16 protein-coding genes, 2 tRNA genes and 2 rRNA genes are annotated in these 20,642 nt (G+C 60.9%); 9 read left to right on the forward strand and 11 right to left on the reverse strand.

Features of this window, described 5'->3' with window-relative positions:
- Nucleotides 1–9: 9 nt before the first annotated feature.
- From IRL76_RS09855 to IRL76_RS09870, 4 genes are all read right to left on the reverse strand, one after another.
- Nucleotides 10–2,799: ribosomal RNA gene (locus IRL76_RS09855) — 23S ribosomal RNA — on the reverse strand.
- Nucleotides 2,800–3,060: 261 nt separating this feature from the next.
- Nucleotides 3,061–3,136: transfer RNA gene (locus IRL76_RS09860), tRNA-Ala, on the reverse strand.
- Nucleotides 3,137–3,151: 15 nt separating this feature from the next.
- Nucleotides 3,152–3,228, reverse strand: a tRNA-Ile gene (locus IRL76_RS09865).
- 178 nt (nt 3,229–3,406) lie between these two features.
- A 16S ribosomal RNA gene (locus IRL76_RS09870) occupies nt 3,407–4,892 on the reverse strand.
- The 16S and 23S rRNA genes sit together here with 2 tRNA genes alongside, the layout of an rRNA operon.
- 704 nt (nt 4,893–5,596) lie before the next feature.
- On the opposite strand from IRL76_RS09870, the gene IRL76_RS09875 reads away from it, so the two are divergent.
- From IRL76_RS09875 to IRL76_RS09900, 6 genes are all read left to right on the forward strand, one after another.
- Nucleotides 5,597–6,625 (forward strand): glycosyltransferase family A protein, encoded by a 1,029-nt coding sequence (locus IRL76_RS09875; protein ID WP_200981181.1) that lies wholly within the window; start codon nt 5,597–5,599, stop codon nt 6,623–6,625.
- Nucleotides 6,622–8,079: a lipopolysaccharide biosynthesis protein gene (locus IRL76_RS09880; RefSeq protein WP_200981182.1), complete on the forward strand. Its 1,458-nt coding sequence runs from the start codon at nt 6,622–6,624 to the stop codon at nt 8,077–8,079. The genes IRL76_RS09875 and IRL76_RS09880 overlap by 4 nt, the downstream gene beginning before the upstream one ends.
- A 102-nt stretch (nt 8,080–8,181) precedes the next feature.
- Nucleotides 8,182–9,120 carry a retroviral-like aspartic protease family protein gene (locus IRL76_RS09885; protein ID WP_200981183.1) on the forward strand — a complete coding sequence of 313 codons (939 nt, stop codon included), beginning with the start codon at nt 8,182–8,184 and terminating at the stop codon, nt 9,118–9,120.
- Between the two features lie 51 nt (nt 9,121–9,171).
- A complete protein-coding gene (locus IRL76_RS09890; RefSeq protein WP_200981184.1) occupies nt 9,172–10,989 on the forward strand; it encodes an ABCB family ABC transporter ATP-binding protein/permease in 1,818 nt (605 codons plus the stop codon).
- Entirely contained in the window at nt 10,986–12,044 is a 1,059-nt protein-coding gene (locus IRL76_RS09895; protein ID WP_200981185.1) for an AraC family transcriptional regulator, read from the forward strand. The genes IRL76_RS09890 and IRL76_RS09895 overlap by 4 nt, the downstream gene beginning before the upstream one ends.
- Nucleotides 12,045–12,126: 82 nt before the next feature.
- Nucleotides 12,127–12,942 carry a sterol desaturase family protein gene (locus IRL76_RS09900; protein WP_246449664.1) on the forward strand — a complete coding sequence of 272 codons (816 nt, stop codon included), beginning with the start codon at nt 12,127–12,129 and terminating at the stop codon, nt 12,940–12,942.
- Here the strand turns inward: IRL76_RS09900 and IRL76_RS09905 are convergent.
- The 4 genes from IRL76_RS09905 to IRL76_RS09920 are packed head-to-tail and all read right to left on the reverse strand — an operon-like array spanning nt 12,939 to nt 15,744.
- Nucleotides 12,939–13,346, reverse strand: a complete 408-nt coding sequence (locus tag IRL76_RS09905) for an ACT domain-containing protein (RefSeq protein WP_246449666.1) — start codon at nt 13,344–13,346, stop codon at nt 12,939–12,941. The genes IRL76_RS09900 and IRL76_RS09905 overlap by 4 nt on opposite strands.
- Nucleotides 13,346–14,647, reverse strand: coding sequence for an ATP-dependent protease ATPase subunit HslU (hslU, locus tag IRL76_RS09910; RefSeq protein ID WP_200981186.1), 1,302 nt, complete (start codon nt 14,645–14,647; stop codon nt 13,346–13,348). Before hslU ends, IRL76_RS09905 begins: the two co-directional genes overlap by 1 nt.
- A gap of 14 nt (nt 14,648–14,661) precedes the next feature.
- A complete protein-coding gene (hslV, locus tag IRL76_RS09915) occupies nt 14,662–15,222 on the reverse strand; it encodes an ATP-dependent protease subunit HslV (protein WP_200981187.1) in 561 nt (186 codons plus the stop codon).
- A 48-nt stretch (nt 15,223–15,270) separates the two neighbouring features.
- Nucleotides 15,271–15,744, reverse strand: coding sequence for an outer membrane protein assembly factor BamE (locus IRL76_RS09920; protein WP_200981188.1), 474 nt, complete (start codon nt 15,742–15,744; stop codon nt 15,271–15,273).
- Nucleotides 15,745–15,900: 156 nt separating this feature from the next.
- Between IRL76_RS09920 and IRL76_RS09925 the strand changes: the two genes are divergently transcribed.
- The 3 genes from IRL76_RS09925 to IRL76_RS09935 all read left to right on the forward strand — a co-directional run bounded on the left by IRL76_RS09925 (nt 15,901) and on the right by IRL76_RS09935 (nt 17,831).
- On the forward strand, nt 15,901–16,416 hold the full coding sequence (locus IRL76_RS09925; protein WP_200981189.1) for a ubiquinol-cytochrome C chaperone family protein: 516 nt from the start codon (nt 15,901–15,903) through the stop codon (nt 16,414–16,416).
- Nucleotides 16,413–16,940, forward strand: coding sequence for a YceD family protein (locus tag IRL76_RS09930; RefSeq protein WP_200981190.1), 528 nt, complete (start codon nt 16,413–16,415; stop codon nt 16,938–16,940). The genes IRL76_RS09925 and IRL76_RS09930 overlap by 4 nt, the downstream gene beginning before the upstream one ends.
- A gap of 66 nt (nt 16,941–17,006) precedes the next feature.
- Nucleotides 17,007–17,831, forward strand: a complete 825-nt coding sequence (locus IRL76_RS09935) for a hypothetical protein (protein WP_200981191.1) — start codon at nt 17,007–17,009, stop codon at nt 17,829–17,831.
- 7 nt (nt 17,832–17,838) lie between these two features.
- Here IRL76_RS09935 and ssb read toward each other — a convergent pair whose 3' ends face one another.
- From ssb to IRL76_RS09950, 3 genes are all read right to left on the reverse strand, one after another.
- Nucleotides 17,839–18,366, reverse strand: a complete 528-nt coding sequence (gene ssb / locus IRL76_RS09940) for a single-stranded DNA-binding protein (protein WP_200981192.1) — start codon at nt 18,364–18,366, stop codon at nt 17,839–17,841.
- 81 nt (nt 18,367–18,447) lie between these two features.
- On the reverse strand, nt 18,448–20,295 hold the full coding sequence (feoB, locus tag IRL76_RS09945; protein WP_200981193.1) for a ferrous iron transport protein B: 1,848 nt from the start codon (nt 20,293–20,295) through the stop codon (nt 18,448–18,450).
- Nucleotides 20,292–20,531 (reverse strand): FeoA family protein, encoded by a 240-nt coding sequence (locus tag IRL76_RS09950; RefSeq protein ID WP_200981194.1) that lies wholly within the window; start codon nt 20,529–20,531, stop codon nt 20,292–20,294. The genes feoB and IRL76_RS09950 overlap by 4 nt, the downstream gene beginning before the upstream one ends.
- Between the last annotated feature and the right edge of the window lie 111 nt (nt 20,532–20,642).

Consider the following 20,642-nt stretch of genomic DNA (forward strand, 5'->3'; position numbering starts at 1 on the left):
TATGGATCCTACAAGCGCGAAAAGAACTATTAGGACTGGTTAGCTCCACGCATTACTGCGCTTCCACACCCAGCCTATCAACGTCGTGGTCTACGACGGTTCGAAGATTGCTTATCTTAAGGGAGGCTTCCCGCTTAGATGCTTTCAGCGGTTATCCCGTCCGTACATAGCTACCCTGCGGCACCCTTGGCAGGATGACAGGTACACCAGAGGTACGTTCACCCCGGTCCTCTCGTACTAGGGGCAACTCCTTTCAACAATCGACGCCCACGGCAGATAGGGACCAAACTGTCTCGCGACGTTCTGAACCCAGCTCACGTACCACTTTAATTGGCGAACAGCCAAACCCTTGGGACCTGCTCCAGCCCCAGGATGTGATGAGCCGACATCGAGGTGCCAAACGATTCCGTCGATATGAGCTCTTGGGAATCATCAGCCTGTTATCCCCGGCGTACCTTTTATCCGTTGAGCGATGGCCCTTCCACGAGGGACCACCGGATCACTATGACCGACTTTCGTCTCTGCTCGACTCGTCAGTCTCGCAGTCAGGCAGGCTTATGCCATTGCACTCTTGCAGACGGTTTCCAACCGTCCTGAGCCTACCATCGCGCGCCTCCGTTACTCTTTAGGAGGCGACCGCCCCAGTCAAACTACCCGCCACAGAGGGTCCCTACACCGGCTAACGGTGCGAGGTTAGACATCAGAAAACAGCAGGGTGGTATTTCACCTATGGCTCCACGACAGCTGGCGCCGTCGCTTCAAAGCCTCCCACCTATGCTACACAACTCTTTCCTAATGCCACTCTGAAGCTGCAGTAAAGGTGCACGGGGTCTTTCCGTCTAACCGCGGGTACTCCGCATCTTCACGGAGAATTCAATTTCGCTGAGCATATCCTGGAGACAGTGGGGAAGTCGTTACGCCATTCGTGCAGGTCGGAACTTACCCGACAAGGAATTTCGCTACCTTAGGACCGTTATAGTTACGGCCGCCGTTTACTCGGGCTTCAATTCGGAGCTTGCACTCCTCCTCTTAACCTTCGAGCACCGGGCAGGCGTCACACCCTATACGTCGTCTTGAAGCCGACTTAGCAGAGTGCTGTGTTTTTGCTAAACAGTCGCTACCCCCTGGCCTGTGCCCCCCACTACTGCTTGCGCAATAATGGGGCCTCCTTCTTCCGAAGGTACGGAGGCAATTTGCCGAGTTCCTTCAGGATACTTCTCTCAAGCGCCTTGGTATACTCTACCTGACCACCTGTGTCGGTTTCGGGTACGGTCTATACGGAGAGGCTATTTCCTGGAACCACTTGGCTGCCCTCTCAATCCAATAAGAGAGAACAACTTCCGCGATCCGTCACACATCTCCAGGCCCACGAATATTAACGTGGTTCCCATCGACTACCCCCTTCGGGCTCGTCTTAGGGGCCGGCTCACCCTACGCTGATTAGCATTGCGTAGGAACCCTTGGTCTTTCGGCGACAGGGTATCTCACCCTGTTTGTCGCTACTCATGTCAGCATTCGCACTTCCGATACGTCCACGGTCGGTTACCCTCCCGCTTCACTCGCTTACGGAACGCTCCGCTACCGCTGCAGTAAACTGCAACCCTAAGCTTCGGTGCATATCTTTAGCCCCGTTACATCTTCGCCGCAGGAACCCTTATTTAGACCAGTGAGCTGTTACGCTTTCTTTAAAGGATGGCTGCTTCTAAGCCAACCTCCTGGTTGTTTTGGGATTCCCACATGCTTTCCCACTTAGATATGACTTGGGGACCTTAGCTGTAGGTTAGGGCTGTTTCCCTTTTGACGACGGACCTTAGCACCCGCCGTCTGTCTGCCGGATAAGACTCGATGGTATTCGGAGTTTGGTTAGGTTTGGTACCGCTCGCGCAGCCCTAGCCCATCCAGTGCTCTACCCCCATCGGCATACGTCCGACGCTCTACCTCAATAGATTTCGCGGAGAACCAGCTATTTCCCGGCTTGATTGGCCTTTCACCCCTAAACACAGCTCATCCGAGAATTTTTCAACATTCACCGGTTCGGTCCTCCAGTGCGTGTTACCGCACCTTCAACCTGGCCATGCCTAGATCGCCGGGGTTCGGGTCTAATTCATCGAACTCAGTCGCCCTATTCAGACTCGCTTTCGCTGCGCCTACACCTAACGGCTTAAGCTTGCTCGATAAATTAAGTCACTGACCCATTATGCAAGAGGTACGCTGTCACCCCCTATGGGGCTCCAACTGCTTGTAAGCATCCGGTTTCAGGTACTGTTTCACTCCCCTAATCGGGGTGCTTTTCACCTTTCCCTCACGGTACTGTGTTCGCTATCGGTCATGTGCGAGTATTTAGGCTTGGAGGGTGGTCCCCCCATGTTCAGACAGGATTTCACGTGTCCCGCCCTACTCGAATCTTCTTCGATCATTTTTACGTACGGGGCTGTCACCCGCTATGGCCACTCTTTCCAAAGTGTTCCGCTAATTAACGAAGAAGCATTGGCCTGGTCCCGGTTCGCTCGCCACTACTACGGGAATCTCTGTTGATGTCTTTTCCTCCAGGTACTGAGATGTTTCAGTTCCCTGGGTTCGCTTCACCAAACCTATATATTCAGTTCGGTGATACCCTATCCACCTCTTTCCGAGCCAGCCGAAGCTAGATCGAAAGGAAATGGTGAGGGTGGGTTTCCCCATTCGGAAATCGCCGGATCAAAGTTTGCTCACAACTCCCCGACGCTTATCGCAGCGTGCCACGTCCTTCATCGCCTGCACATGCCAAGGCATCCACCAAATGCTCTTACCTCACGCTTGAGAATCCACACCATCAACGACAGACCTGCATAAAAGTCAGCCGCTTGAAGATGATGCGGAGGAATATCTCAGCCAGATAAATCAATTTGATTGATCTTGTTTGTGATGCATCGATCGCCCGATCAGCCGAAGCCTCTCGATACAATCCATGCGCCACGGCATCGATTTAAAAACCCATTCACAATGTCAAAGACGGCGACCAATGTCGCCTACTCGCCGGAGCGAGATCCGCTTTCGTTTCATCTATCGGATTGAAATGCCTGGTGGAGCCTATCGGGATCGAACCGATGACCTGATGCTTGCAAAGCAACCGCTCTCCCAGCTGAGCTAAGGCCCCTTAACCTGGCAAATATGGTGGGCCTGAGAGGATTTGAACCTCTGACCTCACCCTTATCAGGGGTGCGCTCTAACCAACTGAGCTACAGGCCCATGCCAGCCACGCTGGCCAAATGGCCGCGGGCGGCAAAGCCAGCTCAGGCAAACAGCAACAGGCAGGACCTGCTGCTGTATCCGATTGATGAAAGGACATGAGGACGACGGCAATGTTCTTTGGAAGTCGCGAAGCTCTTCCCGGCTCACGGCCAGGCGCTTTCGAGACAATCCTTAGAAAGGAGGTGATCCAGCCGCAGGTTCCCCTACGGCTACCTTGTTACGACTTCACCCCAGTCGCTGAACCCACCGTGGTCGGCTGCCTCCTAAAAGGTTAGCGCACCGCCTTCGGGTGAATCCAACTCCCATGGTGTGACGGGCGGTGTGTACAAGGCCTGGGAACGTATTCACCGCGGCATGCTGATCCGCGATTACTAGCGATTCCGCCTTCATGCTCTCGAGTTGCAGAGAACAATCCGAACTGAGACATCTTTTGGAGATTAGCTCACCCTCGCGGGATAGCTGCCCACTGTAGATGCCATTGTAGCACGTGTGTAGCCCAGCCTGTAAGGGCCATGAGGACTTGACGTCATCCCCACCTTCCTCCGGCTTATCACCGGCAGTTTCCTTAAAGTGCCCAACTAAATGATGGCAACTAAGGACGAGGGTTGCGCTCGTTGCGGGACTTAACCCAACATCTCACGACACGAGCTGACGACAGCCATGCAGCACCTGTCACTAGGTCCCCGAAGGGAAGAAATCTGTCTCCAGAAGTCGTCCTAGGATGTCAAAGGCTGGTAAGGTTCTGCGCGTTGCTTCGAATTAAACCACATGCTCCACCGCTTGTGCAGGCCCCCGTCAATTCCTTTGAGTTTTAATCTTGCGACCGTACTCCCCAGGCGGATAACTTAATGCGTTAGCTGCGCCACCCAAGTTCCATGAACCCGGACAGCTAGTTATCATCGTTTACGGCGTGGACTACCAGGGTATCTAATCCTGTTTGCTCCCCACGCTTTCGCACCTCAGCGTCAATACCTGTCCAGTTAGTCGCCTTCGCCACTGGTGTTCTTCCGAATATCTACGAATTTCACCTCTACACTCGGAATTCCACTAACCTCTCCAGGATTCTAGCTCTCCAGTTTCAAAGGCAGTTCCGGGGTTGAGCCCCGGGATTTCACCCCTGACTTAAAAAGCCGCCTACGTGCGCTTTACGCCCAGTAATTCCGAACAACGCTAGCTCCCTCCGTATTACCGCGGCTGCTGGCACGGAGTTAGCCGGAGCTTATTCTCCAGGTACTGTCATTATCATCCCTGGTAAAAGAGCTTTACAACCCTAAGGCCTTCATCACTCACGCGGCATTGCTGGATCAGGCTTTCGCCCATTGTCCAATATTCCCCACTGCTGCCTCCCGTAGGAGTCTGGGCCGTGTCTCAGTCCCAGTGTGGCTGATCATCCTCTCAGACCAGCTAAAGATCGTCGGCTTGGTAGGCCTTTACCCCACCAACTACCTAATCTTACGCGGGCCCATCCAAAGGCGATAAATCTTTGGTCCGAAGACATTATCCGGTATTAGCAGTCATTTCTAACTGTTATTCCGAACCTAAGGGCAGGTTCCCACGCGTTACGCACCCGTGCGCCACTAAGGCCGAAGCCTTCGTTCGACTTGCATGTGTTAGGCATGCCGCCAGCGTTCGTTCTGAGCCAGGATCAAACTCTCAAGTTTGTGAAACTAACCAATCAAGCACGGGATAACCCGCCAGCTCGACTAGCCAGAGTATCAAGGAGCCGATACCTGCACTGTCAAACGTAATGGATACGAATGAACATGCTTGCCATCCGGGCAGGCGTGGAGCCCGCGATCGGATGTGGCGATCGGCTTGAGTTAACCGGTTACCGGAGCCTTGAGGTCCCCGGACCGGGCGCCGTCGCCCACATGTCCCTTCATCAAAAACCAACAATGTCAAAGAGCCGCCGAAGACAGTCATAGCGGACAGCGATTGGTTCCCCGATTTACACCGGGGGAGCCGGCTATCCGTTAGTGCTTGGCGACCGATGCAGTGGGCGGTGGAAGCCGCCAGCGCCGCGTCGGTGGAGGCCATCTAGGCGCGGGTCGGGATTCGGTCAACACACTTTTGCAATTTTATTGCGCCTTTTTTCAAAAACCGCAGATTTCTGCGGGTTTCAGAGCCCGCATATATGCTCCAGAGGCTGGTGACTGCGGTAACGTTCAACCGCAGCCCCCGACGATGTCGCCCACGCACCGCGATTCACCCCCTCGAAGACCCGATTCACGCGCTCGAATCCGCTGCGAATCTGGGAGTGCAGGTTGCGCCAGCTGATTCTCGTCACCGATTCCCGACCTACACATCGACCCGCCGGCCAAAAGCTAGTGCGATATTTAGAATCGTGCGCGTATACGCGTGCGCAATGATGACGAGCCCATCGCCCCTCACCGCCCGCGTGGCGGTTATCGTGCCTGCCTATGGCGTTGCGCACCTGTTGCACGAGGCGCTGGATTCGCTCCTCGCCCAGTCGCTCGCCGATTGGGAGTGTGTCGTTATCGATGACGGCGCACCTGACGATGTCGCGGGCGCAGTAGCCCCCTATCTTGCGGATTCCCGGATCCGTTTCCTCGCCACAGACAATCGCGGCGTGTCCGCGGCTCGTAACCGCGCGGTCGCACAGACAAGCGCACCTTATGTAGCGCTGCTCGACGGCGACGATCGTTTCACTCCCGACTATCTTTCCCGGACCCTCGCCGTACTCGATGGCGACCCGGATGCCCGGTTGGTCACCTGCAACGCACTCATCTTCGGGGCGGTGGCCAAGCCGCGGCTATGCTTTACCTCGAAACAAGGTTCGCTCGATGGCACGCGCGGCTCCCTGGCCGACGTTCTCGACCGGAGCTTCGGCATATATATAGGCACGACCTTTCGCCGTGCGGACTTCGAGACCGTCGGCGGCTTCGATGAAGACATGACCCATGCCGAAGACCTCGACCTGTGGGTCCGGCTCATGCTGCTCGGTGGTCATGCCCATTACGTTGACGAAGTCCTGGGCGAATACCGCGTGCGCGCCAGTTCGGCCTCGGCCAGTGCCGAACGAATGCTGCTTGGCAACATCCGCGTCTATGAGAAAGCCCTGACCCAGTTGGCAGGTCGCGGTGAGGCCGGCGTCGCCCACAACATGATTGACCGCAATCGTCGCGCACTCGCCTTCGAACATGCGGTGGACCAGGTGATCGATGGCGACACGCAGGGAGGTATCGCCGGGATCAACGAACACGGCGACCTCAACGGACCCATGTGGATGGTGATCAAGCGGGTTTGGTCGATCTGGCCCGGGCTCGCACGCCCCACCCTCCAATGGCGTCGCCGATCGCATAGCCGTGGGAATACCGAAAGCTTCGCCAGCTTCCTGCGTACTCTGGCGCGCGGCAGTAACGGGCCGGGATGAGCGCGACGCAGACCCATGGCGCCGGTTTTCGAGCGCTGGTGCGAAACGCCGTCATCTGGCGGTCGGGCTCGCAGATTCTCGGCCAGGTCATTTCCTGGGCCTCGACTTTCCTTGTCCTGCGCCTGCTCGATCCGGCGGACTACGGCCTCTATGCGATGGCCGCGGCAGTGCTTGCCCTGCTTACCCTGCTCAACGGCTACGGGCTGGCCAATGCGCTGGTGCAGAGAGAAGGAGTGAGCCGGTACGAGCTGCGCCAGCTGTTCGGCATGCTGCTGGTAGTGAACCTCGCGCTTGCCGCCATCCAGTTCCTAGCCGCGCCGCTGGTCGCCGAGTACTATGGCCAGCCGAAAGTGACGGACATCCTGAGAGCGCTGTCGCTGGTCTTCCTCACCAACCCGTTCCTGGCGCTGGGCTATGCGGTCCTCTCGCGCGAGATGGATTTCAAGAAGCAGGCGCAGGTCAATCTATTCGCGGCGCTGGTCGGGGCGCTCGTCGCGCTTGGCGGGGCGCTTGTCGGCCTCGGCGTATGGACGCTCGTCATCGCGCCGCTCGCCAGCTTCACCTGCCGCGGGCTCGGCATGGCAATCGCTGCCCGGGCACTCATGTGGCCAAGCTTCGATTTCCGCGGGGCGGGTGCCATGGCCGGGTATGGCGGTGCGATCGCGCTATCGAGCCTGTTCTACTTCTTCCAGACACAGTCCGACGTCGTGATCGTGGGTCGCGCCTTCGATGCGCACACGGTTGGCCTCTACACTACCTCGCTGTTCCTCTCGCAAATCTTCGTCAACAAGGTGGTCCCACCGCTAAACGAAGTCGCCTTCTCTGCCTTCGCCCGCATCCAGCAGGACAGCGACGCCCTGGCAGGTGGGTTCCTGACCTCGGTGCGCGCAATCATGCTGGTCTCGATCCCCTTCTGCCTAGGACTTGCGTCGACGGCAGAGCCGCTCGTCCATGTGCTGCTGGGCGAGAAGTGGCTTGGCGTGGCCCCGATCCTGCAGGTTCTCGGCTTCGCCATCCCGTGGATGACGTTACAGGTCCTCTTCGCCCCCGCGACGAATGCCGTTGGGCGACCCGGAATAGCTCTGCGCAATTCGGCCATCGGCGCATTTCTGATGCCGATCGCCTTCCTGATTGGCGTAAAAGGGGGCATCCTCGGAATCGCGACCGCCTGGCTGGTCGCTTATCCCATGATGACTGCGATTACTGCGGCGAGCTCGGCCAGCGCAATCGGAGTAACTCTTGGTCAGATAGCTCGCGCTGTACTGCCGACTGCGCTGGCGGGCGTGGCGATGGTGCTGGCGGTAACGATCTTCGACCGGAACCTCGCCATCGAAGTGCCCGTCGCCCGGCTTGCTTTGCTCGTCGCCATGGGAGGTGCTGTATATATAGGGTGGCTCCTGCTTTTCTCGCGCGAGCGTTTGACCGAACTTGTCGCGCTGGTCCGCAGTCGTTGAGCGCACGGGACGTCAGCGCCCGCCGAATTGCCCGCCCATCGCCGCCGTGGTAGACTTGCCTCTTGCCGGCAATTGACCGGCAGTTTCGCAATCGAGTGTGCCATGGTTCCGCTCAAAGCCGGTCTTGTCCTTGCCTTGTTCGCCGCACTGCCGGCGGCGGCGCAGGATCATGCAGCGCCCGCTCCCATGGTCGACGAGGCGGCACTCCAGAAAGATCGATACGAACGCATGACGGTGCCGGTCACCGTCGACGGTGCAGGTCCCTATCGCTTCCTTATCGATACAGGGGCGCAGGCCACGGTTGTCACGCACGAAATGGTCGACGACCTTGCTTTAAGGCGCAGCGGCACCGCCACGCTGGTGGCGATGGGCAGTTCGCAGGAGGTGGAGACGATCGAGCTCGACGACCTGGAGTTCGCCAATCGTTCGGTCAGCGGCCTGATCGCCCCGCTGCTTCATGCCAGCCATATCGGTGCCGACGGCATACTCGGGCTCGACAGTTTGCAGGACATGCGCGTGCTGATCGATTTCCGCGAACGCCGGATGCAGGTCGCTGACGCCGACAGCCTGGGCGGGAACTACGGCTACGAGATCGTCGTTCGGGCGCGGCCGAAACTTGGCCAGATGATCATCACCGACGCCCGCGTGAACGGGGTCAAGACATCGGTCATCATCGACACCGGCGCGCAGAACACGATCGCCAATCCGGCGCTGATGGCGCGACTGCGCGGTCGCAAGGGCGAGGATGTGAAGACGATCGACGTGCTGGGCACCGAACTCTCGAGCAAGTCTGTGCTGGTGCGCACCTTGCAGATATCCGATGTCGTACTGACCGAAGTCCCGATTGCGATTACCGACAGCCCCATCTTCGCCGCGCTTGGGCTGGAGGACAAGCCGGCGCTGGTGCTGGGCGTCAACAACCTCAGCGTCTTCAATCGCGTGGCCATCGATTTCCCGACCCGGCGCATCCTGTTCGACATTCCCAGCGATTCTGCCAATGGCCGTGCTGCGATCACCTCGATCAGGCGGTTCGGCACCTGAATTCATCGCTTTGCTTGCCTAGCGCGCTCGCACGCCCCAGATGGGTGCGCGATGCCGCCTGAGACCGACACAGAAGAAAAGCCGATCGAGGGCGAAGGCTGGCCGGTCATCCGCCGCTTCCTGCCCTACCTTTGGCCGGAAGATAATGCCCAGCTGAAGCGCCGCATCGTCGGGGCCATGTTGCTGGTGATCGCGGCCAAGGCCACCACCCTTACCCTGCCCTATGTCTACAAGCGCGCAGTCGATGCCATGACCACGCCTGCCAACGAGGCGGCCATGGTCGCGATGGCCTTCGTCATTGCCTATGCCGGTGGCCGCTTTGCCGGAGTGCTGTTCGACAACCTCCGCAACATCGCTTTCGAGCGTGTGGGACAGGAAGCGACGCGGCAACTGGCCGAGGACACCTTCGCCCGGCTCCACCAGCTATCACTTCGCTTCCACCTTTCCCGCCGGACCGGCGAGGTGACCAAGACGATCGAGCGCGGGACGAAGAGCATCGACGTGATGCTCTATTTCCTGCTCTTCAATATCGCCCCGACCGCCATCGAACTGATTGCGGTCGGCGTGATCTTCTACCTCAATTTCGGCTGGGAACTGGTTGCAGCCACCGGCGTGACCGTGGCCGCCTATATTTTCATCACCCGTACAATAACCGAATGGCGCAACGAACTGCGGCGCAAGATGAACGACCTCGACGGGACGGCCCTCGCCCGTTCGGTCGACAGCCTGCTCAATTACGAGACCGTGAAGTACTTCTCGGCCGAAGACCGCGAGCGTGCGCGCTATGGCGAGGCAGCGCGCGATTTCGCCGAAGCGGCGATCAAGTCCGAGAACTCGCTCGGCTTGCTCAACATCAGCCAGGCACTGATCATGAACCTGCTGATGGGCGGCGCCATGGCCTTTACTGTCTGGGGCTGGAGCAAGGGACAGCTGACGACCGGCGATCTCGTCTTCGTGAACACCTACCTCACCCAGCTCTTCCGCCCGCTCGACATGCTCGGCATGGTCTATCGTACGGTGCGCCAGGGCATGATCGACATGGGCGCGATGTTCCGCCTGATCGACACCGAAGCGGAAGTTAAGGATGTGCCCGGTGCGCCGGCGCTGGTGATCAATCGCCCGACCCTGGCCTTCGAGGATGTCGTCTTCGGTTACGAACCCGAACGTACCATCCTCCATGGCCTCAGCTTCGAAGTCCCGGCCGGCAACCACGTCGCCATCGTCGGACCCTCCGGCGCCGGCAAGAGCACGATCGGACGGTTGCTGTTCCGCTTCTATGATCCGCGATCAGGCCGCATCCTGATCGACGGGCAGGATATCGCCAGAGTCACCCAGGCATCCTTGCGCGACAAGATCGGCATCGTTCCGCAGGACAGCGTGCTGTTCAACGACACTATCGGCTACAATATCGCCTACGGCCGCGACGGTGCCACGCGCGAAGATATCGAAATTGCCGCGAAGGCGGCGGCGATCATGCCGCTGATCGAGCGTCTTCCCGAGGGCTTTGACACCGAGGTCGGCGAACGCGGACTGAAACTCTCGGGCGGCGAGAAGCAGCGCGTTGCGATCGCCCGGACACTAGTGAAGGACCCACCGATCCTGTTGCTTGATGAGGCAACCAGCGCGCTCGACAGCCGCACCGAGCAGGAAATCCTGCGCACACTGCGGCGCGTGTCCGAGCACCGCACCACCCTGGCCATTGCGCACCGGCTGTCGACCATAGCCGATGCCGACCGTATCCTCGTGCTCGATCACGGTCGATTGGCGGAAAGCGGCAGCCACCTCGAACTTCTGCGCCGCGATGGCCTTTATGCGGAAATGTGGGCGCGCCAGCAGGCCGAGGCTGAACAGGGCGAAGAAGCAGCATGACCCTGTTCGCCAGCTTCGACCTGATGTTCCGGGGCGCGGCGATCGCATTGTTCATTCTGTGGACCTGGTTGCTGGTTCGCGACCAGCGCAAGGTCCTGGCAGCGCGCATTGCCGTGGTGATGAACGTCACCATCGTCGCTCATATCCTCGCCACGGTGCCCATGGCGGTCGTGCCCCAGCCGCTACGCATGATGCTCGACATCGCCTCGGTCACGGCGACCGGCTGGTTCTGGCTATTCACGCGTGCCTGGTTCGACGACGAGAAGCGCATTGGCCCCACAAGCTGGGCGGCCCTGGCAATACCGGTTGTTTGCGTCTCGATCCTTTATGCTGCCGGCTTCGACTGGACCCCGCCCGTCATGGCAGCGGCCATCGTGCTCCGATTGAGCATGATTGGCTTTGGCCTCGCCGGACTATGGGTAGCGTGGAAAGGGCGCTCGGATGACCTCGTCGAAGCGCGACGCCGCATCCGCTGGCGGCTCGTGGCCACGGTCGGTGCATTCATGCTGGTCGTGAACGTGATCGAGGTGCTGGTACAACAGGAGGTCCTTGTGCAGAGCGCGCGATCGGTCATCGAGATGTTGATCGCCCTCATTACCCTTCTCTTCTGTGCAGCGATGTTCGGGTTCGATCGGGACGATCTCTTCGGACCGCCCGCGCGTACCGCTCCTCACGCGGCAGAGTTGGATCCCGCAGAAAGAGATCTGGTCGCGAAGCTGCGCGAGCATATGGAGCGGGAAAAGGCCCACCGGCTCGACGGGCTGACCATTGCCTCGCTCGCCGCTCAACTTGGAGAACCCGAATATCGTCTGCGCCGGGCAATCAACGGAACGCTCGGTCACCGCAATTTCGCGCAGTTCCTGAACGGCTACCGCCTCGCCGAAGTGCGGGAGGCGCTGGCGGACCCCGCTCAGCGTGAAGTTCCAATCATTACGATAGCCTTGGACGCAGGGTTCGGATCGCTCGGGCCGTTCAACCGCGCTTTCCGCGAGGCGGAAGGGGTCACGCCGAGCGAATGGCGCAAGACGGCACTCGCCGATTCCGGAATCGGCTAGCCGGTTCCAGAAATCGGGAGGAAGGTTCCGGCGAACAGCACCACTGGTTGGTCATTCAATGGCCAATCGTAAAGGATACGCCATGCATACCGGGATCAAGCCGCTCGATATCCTGCTGGAACGCGGCTTCCAGTTCTTTCTTTTCGACTTCAACCGCTACCTTGTCGCTGCTCTCTTGGTGAGTGCGATCGTATGGGGCATGCGTCGCACGACGCTCGCCTCGCGCCGGATCCAGCAACGCGAGGCGACATGGGGCGATCGCCGACGCGAGTTCCTGCAGTCGGTCCAGTCGGTGATGGTCTATTCGGTAGTCGGGGCATTTGTGCTGTGGGGTGTCGAAAGCGGCGTCCTTCACCGTTTCGAGCGCGCCGACAGCTGGCTGCAATATCTCGGACTGACGGCGGCGATGGTTCTTGCCCACGACACCTATTTCTATTGGGCCCACCGCACGATGCACCATCGCAAGCTGTTCCGGGTCTTCCACCGCGCGCACCACCGCTCGATCACGCCTACGCCGTGGGCGGCCTACAGCTTCGCCATTCCCGAGGCACTCGTCATGGCTCTATTCGTGCCGCTGTGGCTGGCAATCGTCCCGACACCGGGCAGCGTCGTGCTGACCTGGCTGCTGTTCCAGATCACCCGCAACGCAATGGGGCATGCCGGGTTCGAGCTGCACCCACGTTGGTGGCTGTCCACGCCGCTTACGAGCTGGATCAATACGACGACCCACCACGACCTGCATCACAGCGGTGGCTTCAACACCAACTACGGCCTTTATTTCACCTGGTGGGACAAGCTCATGGGCACCGAGCACCCCAAATATGCCGAAACCTTTGCCAAGGTGACCGGCCGAAATTGTTCAAGCGAAGCCTCCGTGTCAGAACCAGTAACGGCTTAGGAAGGAGTTACCTGTTCCGAGAGGCGCTTGAGAACCTCCAGCGCCTCTTGCGTCCGATCGGCTGGAACGAACGCGTGGTCGTGGTGGAAGGCGGCGACCATGTTGCAGGCGATACCTGTCTCGGCCAGTGCCATCGCGACGGCTGCGGTAAGCCCGACGCCCTCGAGGTCCGAATGCACCATCAGGGTGATGCGGGCAAAGTCGGGACCCTCCATATCCAGTTCAGCCGCAGCCTCGGCCGATACGATTGCGGTCACGCCTTCGTCCTCCCGAAACGTCGCGATGGCCGCGCCCAGCAATTGCGGCGCGGCATCGGGCGTGACGAGGACGAACCGATAGGTGCGGGGATCGAGGCGGGGCGCCATGCCGGCGATCATCGCCGCCGTATCGCGCACCCGCTCCATCAGAGAATATACTTGCTGAGGTCGGTATCGCCCGCGAGGTCGGACAGGCGCTCGCGCACGTAGGCTGCATCGACCTTCACGGTCTCGCCCTTGTGCTCCTCGGCCTCGAAGCTGATGTCCTCGAGCAGGCGCTCCATCACCGTCTGCAGGCGACGGGCGCCGATGTTCTCGACACTCTCGTTCACCTGCGCGGCGATGCGCGCCACTTCGGCGATTGCATCCTCGGTGATGTCGAGCGTGACGTCCTCGGTCCCGATCAGTGCCTTGTACTGGTCCACCAGGTTGGCCCGGGTTTCCTTGAGGATGCGAACGAAGTCCTCCTCCGTCAGCGCGCGCAGTTCGACGCGTATCGGCAGGCGGCCCTGGAGTTCAGGCAGCATGTCCGAAGGCTTGGCGACGTGGAACGCGCCCGAGGCGATGAAGAGCACGTGGTCGGTCTTCATCGGGCCGTACTTGGTTGCCACGGTGGTTCCCTCGATCAGCGGCAGCAGGTCACGCTGGACACCCTCGCGGCTGACCGATCCGCCACGCACGTCGCTGACCGCGATCTTGTCGATCTCGTCGAGGAATACGATCCCGTTGGTCTCGGCATTCTCCAGGGCGACGCGGGCAACGTCTTCCTGGTCCATGCGCTTCTCGGCCTCTTCTTCGACCAGCCGGTCCCACGCGTCGGGCACCTTGAGCTTGCGCCGCTTCATGTTGGAGCGGCCCATCGCCTTGCCGAGCATGTCTGACAGGTCGATCATCCCGACATTGCCGGGCATTCCGGGGATTTCCATCGCGTTCGAAGGCTGGTCCTTGATCTCGACCTCGACCTCGGTCTCGTTCATCGCGTTCTCGACGATGCGTTGGCGGAAGGCCTCGCGCGTCGCCTCGCTGGCATTCTCGCCGACGAGCGCGTTGAGCAGGCGTTCCATCGCGGCCTGACTGGCGGCTTCGCGCACGGCTTCGCGGCGGCGTTCCTTCTCCAGCCGGATAGCTTCTTCGGCGAGATCGCGGGCGATCTGCTCGACGTCGCGGCCGACGTAGCCCACTTCGGTGAACTTGGTCGCCTCGACCTTTACGAAAGGAGCTTCGGCCAGCTTGGCAAGGCGACGGCTGATCTCGGTCTTGCCGCAGCCGGTGGGGCCGATCATCAGGATGTTCTTGGGGGTCACCTCGTCGCGCAGCTCGGGACCGAGGCGCTGGCGGCGCCAGCGATTGCGCAGTGCGACGGCGACCGCGCGCTTGGCGTCCTTCTGGCCGATGATGTGCTCGTCGAGCGCGGCGACGATCGCCTTGGGGGTAAGATTGTCGATCATGGGATTCCGGAAGGTCAGACCGTCTCGACGGTCAGATTGTTGTTCGTGAAAACGCAGACGTCGGCGGCAACGGCCATGGCCTTGCGCGCGATGGTCTCAGGGTCGGTTTCGTAGTCGACCAACGCCCGGGCGGCGGAGAGGGCATACATCCCGCCGCTGCCGATCGCGGCGATGCCGCCCTCGGGTTCGAGCACGTCGCCATTGCCGGTGAGGACGAGGAGGTTTTCCTTGTCCGCGACAATCATCAGCGCCTCGAGATTGCGCAGGTACTTGTCCATGCGCCAGTCCTTGGTCAGCTCGACCGCGGCACGTAGGAGCTGGCCGTTGTACTGCTCGAGCTTCTTCTCCAGCCGCTCGAACAGGGTGAAGGCGTCGGCGGTGGCCCCGGCGAACCCGGCAACGACCTTGCCGCCTTCGCCGATGCGGCGGACCTTCTTCGCATTGGGCTTCATCACCGTGTTGCCCATCGACACCTGACCGTCACCTGCGATGACAGTGGTATCGCCGCGCTTGACGCCGATGATGGTGGTGGAATGCCACTGCACCAGGCCGTGGCTCTCGTTGTTCGATGTCATGCCGCGCGATATGGGGACCGCACGACAGGGGTCAAGCAAGGGGCGCGATTACTGGCCCGGCTGGCCACCAGCGCCCGGAGCTCCGGGAGCGCCGACCGCACCGATATTGCCGAACAGGTCTTCGAGGAAGCCACGCTCGCGACCCAGGGTTGGCGTCTTGTCGCCGTCGGGCGAGATATTCGCGACCTGTTCGATACCGGTGCGCTCAGCCGCGATGACATTGCCCGCACCGTCGAACTTCACGGCAAGCACCTGGTGCTGCTTGATCCGGGGACGGACGAAGGGCTTGCGACCGGTTGTGCTCGACACATAGTACCACGTCGGTTCGCCGAACTGACTGGTGAAGGTCGGGCGCCCGAGAGTGCCGGTTACCGAAGCCTCGTTGTCGATGCCGGGCTGGATCGAAGCATAGAGAACGGGATCGACGACGTAGCCGCGGGTTTCGCGGATTGAACTGCAGCCGGTGGTCGCGACGCCGGCCAGCGCTATGGCCGCGATCCCGAGAATTTTCGTCCTGTTCATGGGAACAGCAAGTCTCCGTTTTCCGGGCGCTTGGCCGCAGGCGGCCATCTCCCTATATGCTCGGGCCACGCCTTAGTCCGAAAGCGGATGTGCATGCAACGTGCCTGTGCCTCTCGCTTGGGGATCGCGGTTGAATTGCCGCTGAACGGAGAAACTATGTCCTTCCTTTCCCGCCTGCTGAACCTCGGCCCCGACCCGCGCGAGGAGTGGCGCAAGCTGTGGCACCGCACCGTTGCCGAGGCCCGCGATCCCGACTGGTACCGCATGTGCGGCGTCGCCGATTCGGTGGAGGGGCGTTACGACATGATCACCCTCGTGCTAGCCTTGGTCATGCTGCGGCTGGAGGACGAAGGCGACCACGGTCCCGCCACTGCCCGCCTGACCGAGCTCTTCGTCGAAGACATGGAAGGCCAGCTGCGCGAGGCGGGCATCGGCGATCCCACCGTCGGCAAGAAGATATCCACGCTGATGGCCAGCATGAACGGCCGCATCGGCGCCTATCGCGAAGGACTGCGCGCCGATCCCAAGGTGCTGGTCGATGCGGTGCGCCGCAACGTGACCATGGCCCAGCCCGACGAGGCCGAGGCGCTGGTCCAGCGCATGGCCGCATTGCACGCCCGCCTTGCCCGCACGAGCGTGGAGCAATTGCAGGCGGGGGAGATTGCCCAATGAGCGAACTCGAACTTTCGCGACTGGTGAAGCCACGGGCCCTGCCGGCCGGCGAACTGGCTATCGAGGCCAATGAGGCCGAGCGCGCCGCACTGGCCCGGCGCTTTGGCGTGACCTCGATCAAGGCACTGACCGCAACGGTAGGCTTCGATACCAAGGATGGCGCGGTGCTGGCGAACGGCAGGCTCAAGGCCACCATCGAGCAGCCCTGTGCGATCACGCGGGACAATTTCACCTATGAAGTCGAGGAGCCGCTCACCTTGCGCTTCGTGCCCTCCGGCTCGACACCGGACTACGCACCCGACGAGGAAATAGAGCTCGACACCGAAGACCTCGACGAGATCGAATACGAAGGCGAGACCCTCGACCTTGGCGAAGCCATCGCCCAGACGCTGGCGCTGGCTATCGACCCCTATCGCGAAGGCCCCGGGGCGGACGAGGCACGCGAATCCGCCGGAATCGTCAGCGACGAGGACACACCAAGCGGCCCGCTGGCCGAGGCACTTGCGGCGCTGCGCAAGGACTAGGTCTTTGTAGAAGCCCTGTCGGATGGTAGTGTGACAGTTAGCGGGTCGCCCTTGGGGGAGGGACCAATGGCTACTGCACATCCGATATCAGCAGAAAATGGATCGGTCGCGCCGACAGCAAGTAATTGGAAGGCGGACGTTGACCGCTGGATTTATGTCTTCACTGCCGGGCTGATGTTCACACTGGTATTGATCGGCTTCGTTCCCGACTCGATGCGAAGGATCGCCGCAGTCAATGCTGGCGAATTGCCCCCGTTTCCACCGATTCTGCATGTCCACGCCGTGTTGATGGGATCTTGGATCACCCTATTGCTCATTCAGTCGACGCTGATGGCCACTGGCAGGCGGAACTGGCACATGCAGACCGGCATAGCAGGATTATTCCTGCTGCCATCGATGGTCATCGCCGGATTCCTCTTGGTACCGGTGAGGCGAAGCCAGCTGGCGGAAATGATTGCCAATGCTCCGGCTAATGTCGCCGCGCAGCTTCAGTCCGATCTCGTGCCCGTAGTCAACAATATCATGCTGCTCCAGATCCGAGCGGGCATACTTTTCGCGATCCTCGCCAGTCTTGGCCTTTGGTTCCGCAAGCGGGATTCCGGGATGCACAAGCGCCTGATGTTCCTTGCGACACTGGTCCCGATGCCTGCAGCACTCGATCGAATGGAGTTTCTGCCGCAATCCATGCCGGAAGGCACGATGACCGTCGAACTGTATCCGCTCGCGGTCATAGCGCCGATGTTCATCTGGGATCTTTTCCGTCTTGGACGAATCCACAAGGCATACTGGATCTGGATCGCGCTGACGGTTCCCGCAGCCTTGCTAACAGATCGCCTGTGGAGTTCGCCCGAGTGGTTTTCGATCGCGGCGAGAGTTGGCGGTCTGGGCTAGCTGGGCCTCAGAACGGAATATCGTCGTCGAGATCGTCGTAGTTCGAGCCGCCGCCCGAGCCACCCGAACCTTGGCCGCCGCCGCTGCGCCAGTTGTCGCTGCCGCCGCTCTGCTGGCTACCGCCACCCTGGTCCCACGAACCACCGCCGCGCTGGCCGCCGCCACCGCCGCCCGAACCGCCCTGCGGGCCGTCGAGCATGGTCAGAGTGCCGTTCATGCCGCGAATGACGACCTCGGTCGAATAGCGGTCCTGGCCGTTCTGGTCCTGCCACTTGCGGGTCTGGAGCGAGCCTTCGATATAGACCTTGCTCCCCTTGCGCAGGAAGCGTTCGACCACGCCAACGAGCCCTTCGGAGAAGATCGCCACCGTGTGCCACTCGGTGCGTTCCTGGCGCTCCCCGGTGTTGCGGTCCTTCCACGTCTCGCTGGTGGCGATGCGCAGGTTGGCAACCTTGCCACCGTTCTGGAAGCTGCGGATTTCCGGGTCTGCGCCCAGGTTTCCGATCAGCATGACTTTGTTGAGGCTACCGGCCATCGAATCGTCCCTTCGTATCTGTTGGCCTTGGCCTAACGAAGGGCCGGATGAGTCGCCACCCCTGCCCGGCCTTACCCACACTCAGAGGCCGAGCGCGGTCGCAATCCAGAAGGTTAGTCCGGCAAAGGCGTAAGCAAGCGCAAACAGATAGCCAATCATGAAGGCAGGCCATTTCCACCCGTTTGTCTCGCGTCGCGCGACCGCGATGGTCGAGATGCACTGCGGGGCGAAGACGAACCAGGCGAGGAAGGCGAGCGCGGTCGGAAGACTCCACAAGGCGGCGATCTTGTCCGTCACGCCGGCCGCAGCAACATCCTCGTCCTCGGCGTCAACCGCGTAGGTCGTCGCGAGGGCAGAAACGGCGACTTCGCGCGCCGCCATAGCGGGGATGAGCGCCAGACTGATCTCTCGATTGAAGCCGATCGGCTCCAGCACCGGATGCATCACATCGGCAATCTTGCCCGCAATGCTGGCATCCATCTGGCTCTCTCCGGGCGCGGCCTTGGGGAAGCTCAGCATCAGCCAAAGGACGATCGTGACCGTGAAGATGATGGTGCCCGCGCGACGCAGGAAAACCCAGGCGCGCTGCCACAGGCCGATCGCAAGGTCCTTGATCCGCGGCATCTGGTAGCGCGGCATTTCCATGATGAAACCGCTTGCTGCGCCTTTTGTCACCGTGTTGCGAAGTACAAGCGCTACGACCATCGCGCCGACTATCCCGGCAAGATAAAGTGCGAATAATACGAGACCCTGCAGACCGATGCCCGGCCCGACGCGGGTATCGGGAATGACGGCGGCGATGATCACGGCATAGACCGGGAGGCGCGCCGAACATGTCATCAGCGGTGCCACCAGGATGGTCGTCAACCGGTCCTTCGCATCGGGAATGCTCCGGGTCGCCATGATTCCGGGAATGGCACAGGCGAAGCTGGATAGTAGCGGGATGAAACTCTTCCCCGACAGGCCCACCCCCGCCATCAGACGGTCCATCAGGAACGCCGCGCGGGCCATGTAGCCGCTCGCTTCCATCACCAGGATGAAGAAGAACAGGATCACGATCTGCGGCAGGAAGACGACCACCGAGCCGACCCCTGCCAGAACACCTTCGGTGAGGAAATCGCGCAGGAAGCCGGAAGGTACGCTGTCGGACACTCCCTGCGACAGGCTCGCGACACCCGCCTCGAGCGCATCTGCGAATGGCGTCGCCCAGGCAAACACCGCCTGGAAGATAACGAACAGCAACGCGAACAGGATGACCGGCCCGATCCAGGGATTGAGCAGGACCCGGTCGACACCGTTCTCGATTGTGTGCCGGGTCGACTTCGAAAGGATAGCGGCACGCGCCATGTGCTTTGCCGACAGTCGGCGTTCGGGCAGCGTCAGGTGCCACTGGCGATGCGCCTCCTCGTCGGCATGGGTTTCCGCTTCGGCAATTGCGGCGGCCAGTTCCGCGAGGCCGCGGCGGCGTACCGCCACGGTGGAGACGACCGGCACGCCAAGTGCTGCGGAAAGCGCGGCGGGATCGAGCGTCAGCCCGTCGCGCTCCGCGAGGTCGATCATGTTGAGCGCGACGATAGTCGGGCGGCCGAGTTCGAGCACTTCCTGCGCAAAGACGAGGTGCTGCTCGAGATTAGCCGCATCGACGACGAGGATGATGACATCCGGCTGCGCCTCACCCTCGAACTCTCCGTGGACGACCTTGCGCGTGACCTCCTCGTCGGGACTCGCGGCATCGAAGCTGTAGGAGCCCGGCAGGTCGATGAGTTCAACCGGCTCGCCGCTCGGCAGCATCAGGCGGCCAGCCTTCCGCTCGACGGTGACGCCGGGGTAGTTGGCGATCTTCTGGCGTGCGCCGGTCAGCGCGTTGAACAGCGCGCTCTTGCCCGCGTTGGGATTGCCCACGAGGGCAGCGGTCCGCTTGCGGGTCATGCCGGCTCCACCTCGATCGCAAGCGCATGGCTGCGGCGCAGGGCGATGGTCATGCGCCCGATGCGGATGGCGAGAGGATCACGCGTGCCGAAAATCCCGCGATGGATGACGGCTATCTCGGCCCCTTCGTCGACGCCGAGCGCCTTGAGGCGCTTGCCCTCGTCGGAAGCAAGGGCGTCCCAGTCGACGGAGACGATCCGGGCAGATTTCTCGTGTTCGCAGGAGTCGAGCGTCATGCACCTGCCGCTGCCAGAAGCGAGGCGTTGTTGCAACCGATTATCAATAGCGGGTGGCGTCATGCGGTCGCACTAGATGCAGCGCGTCCGCTGGTCCTTGATGCCTGTCAA

It is taken from the genome of Qipengyuania soli, assembly GCF_015529805.1.
Classification (GTDB): Bacteria; Pseudomonadota; Alphaproteobacteria; order Sphingomonadales; family Sphingomonadaceae; genus Qipengyuania; species Qipengyuania soli.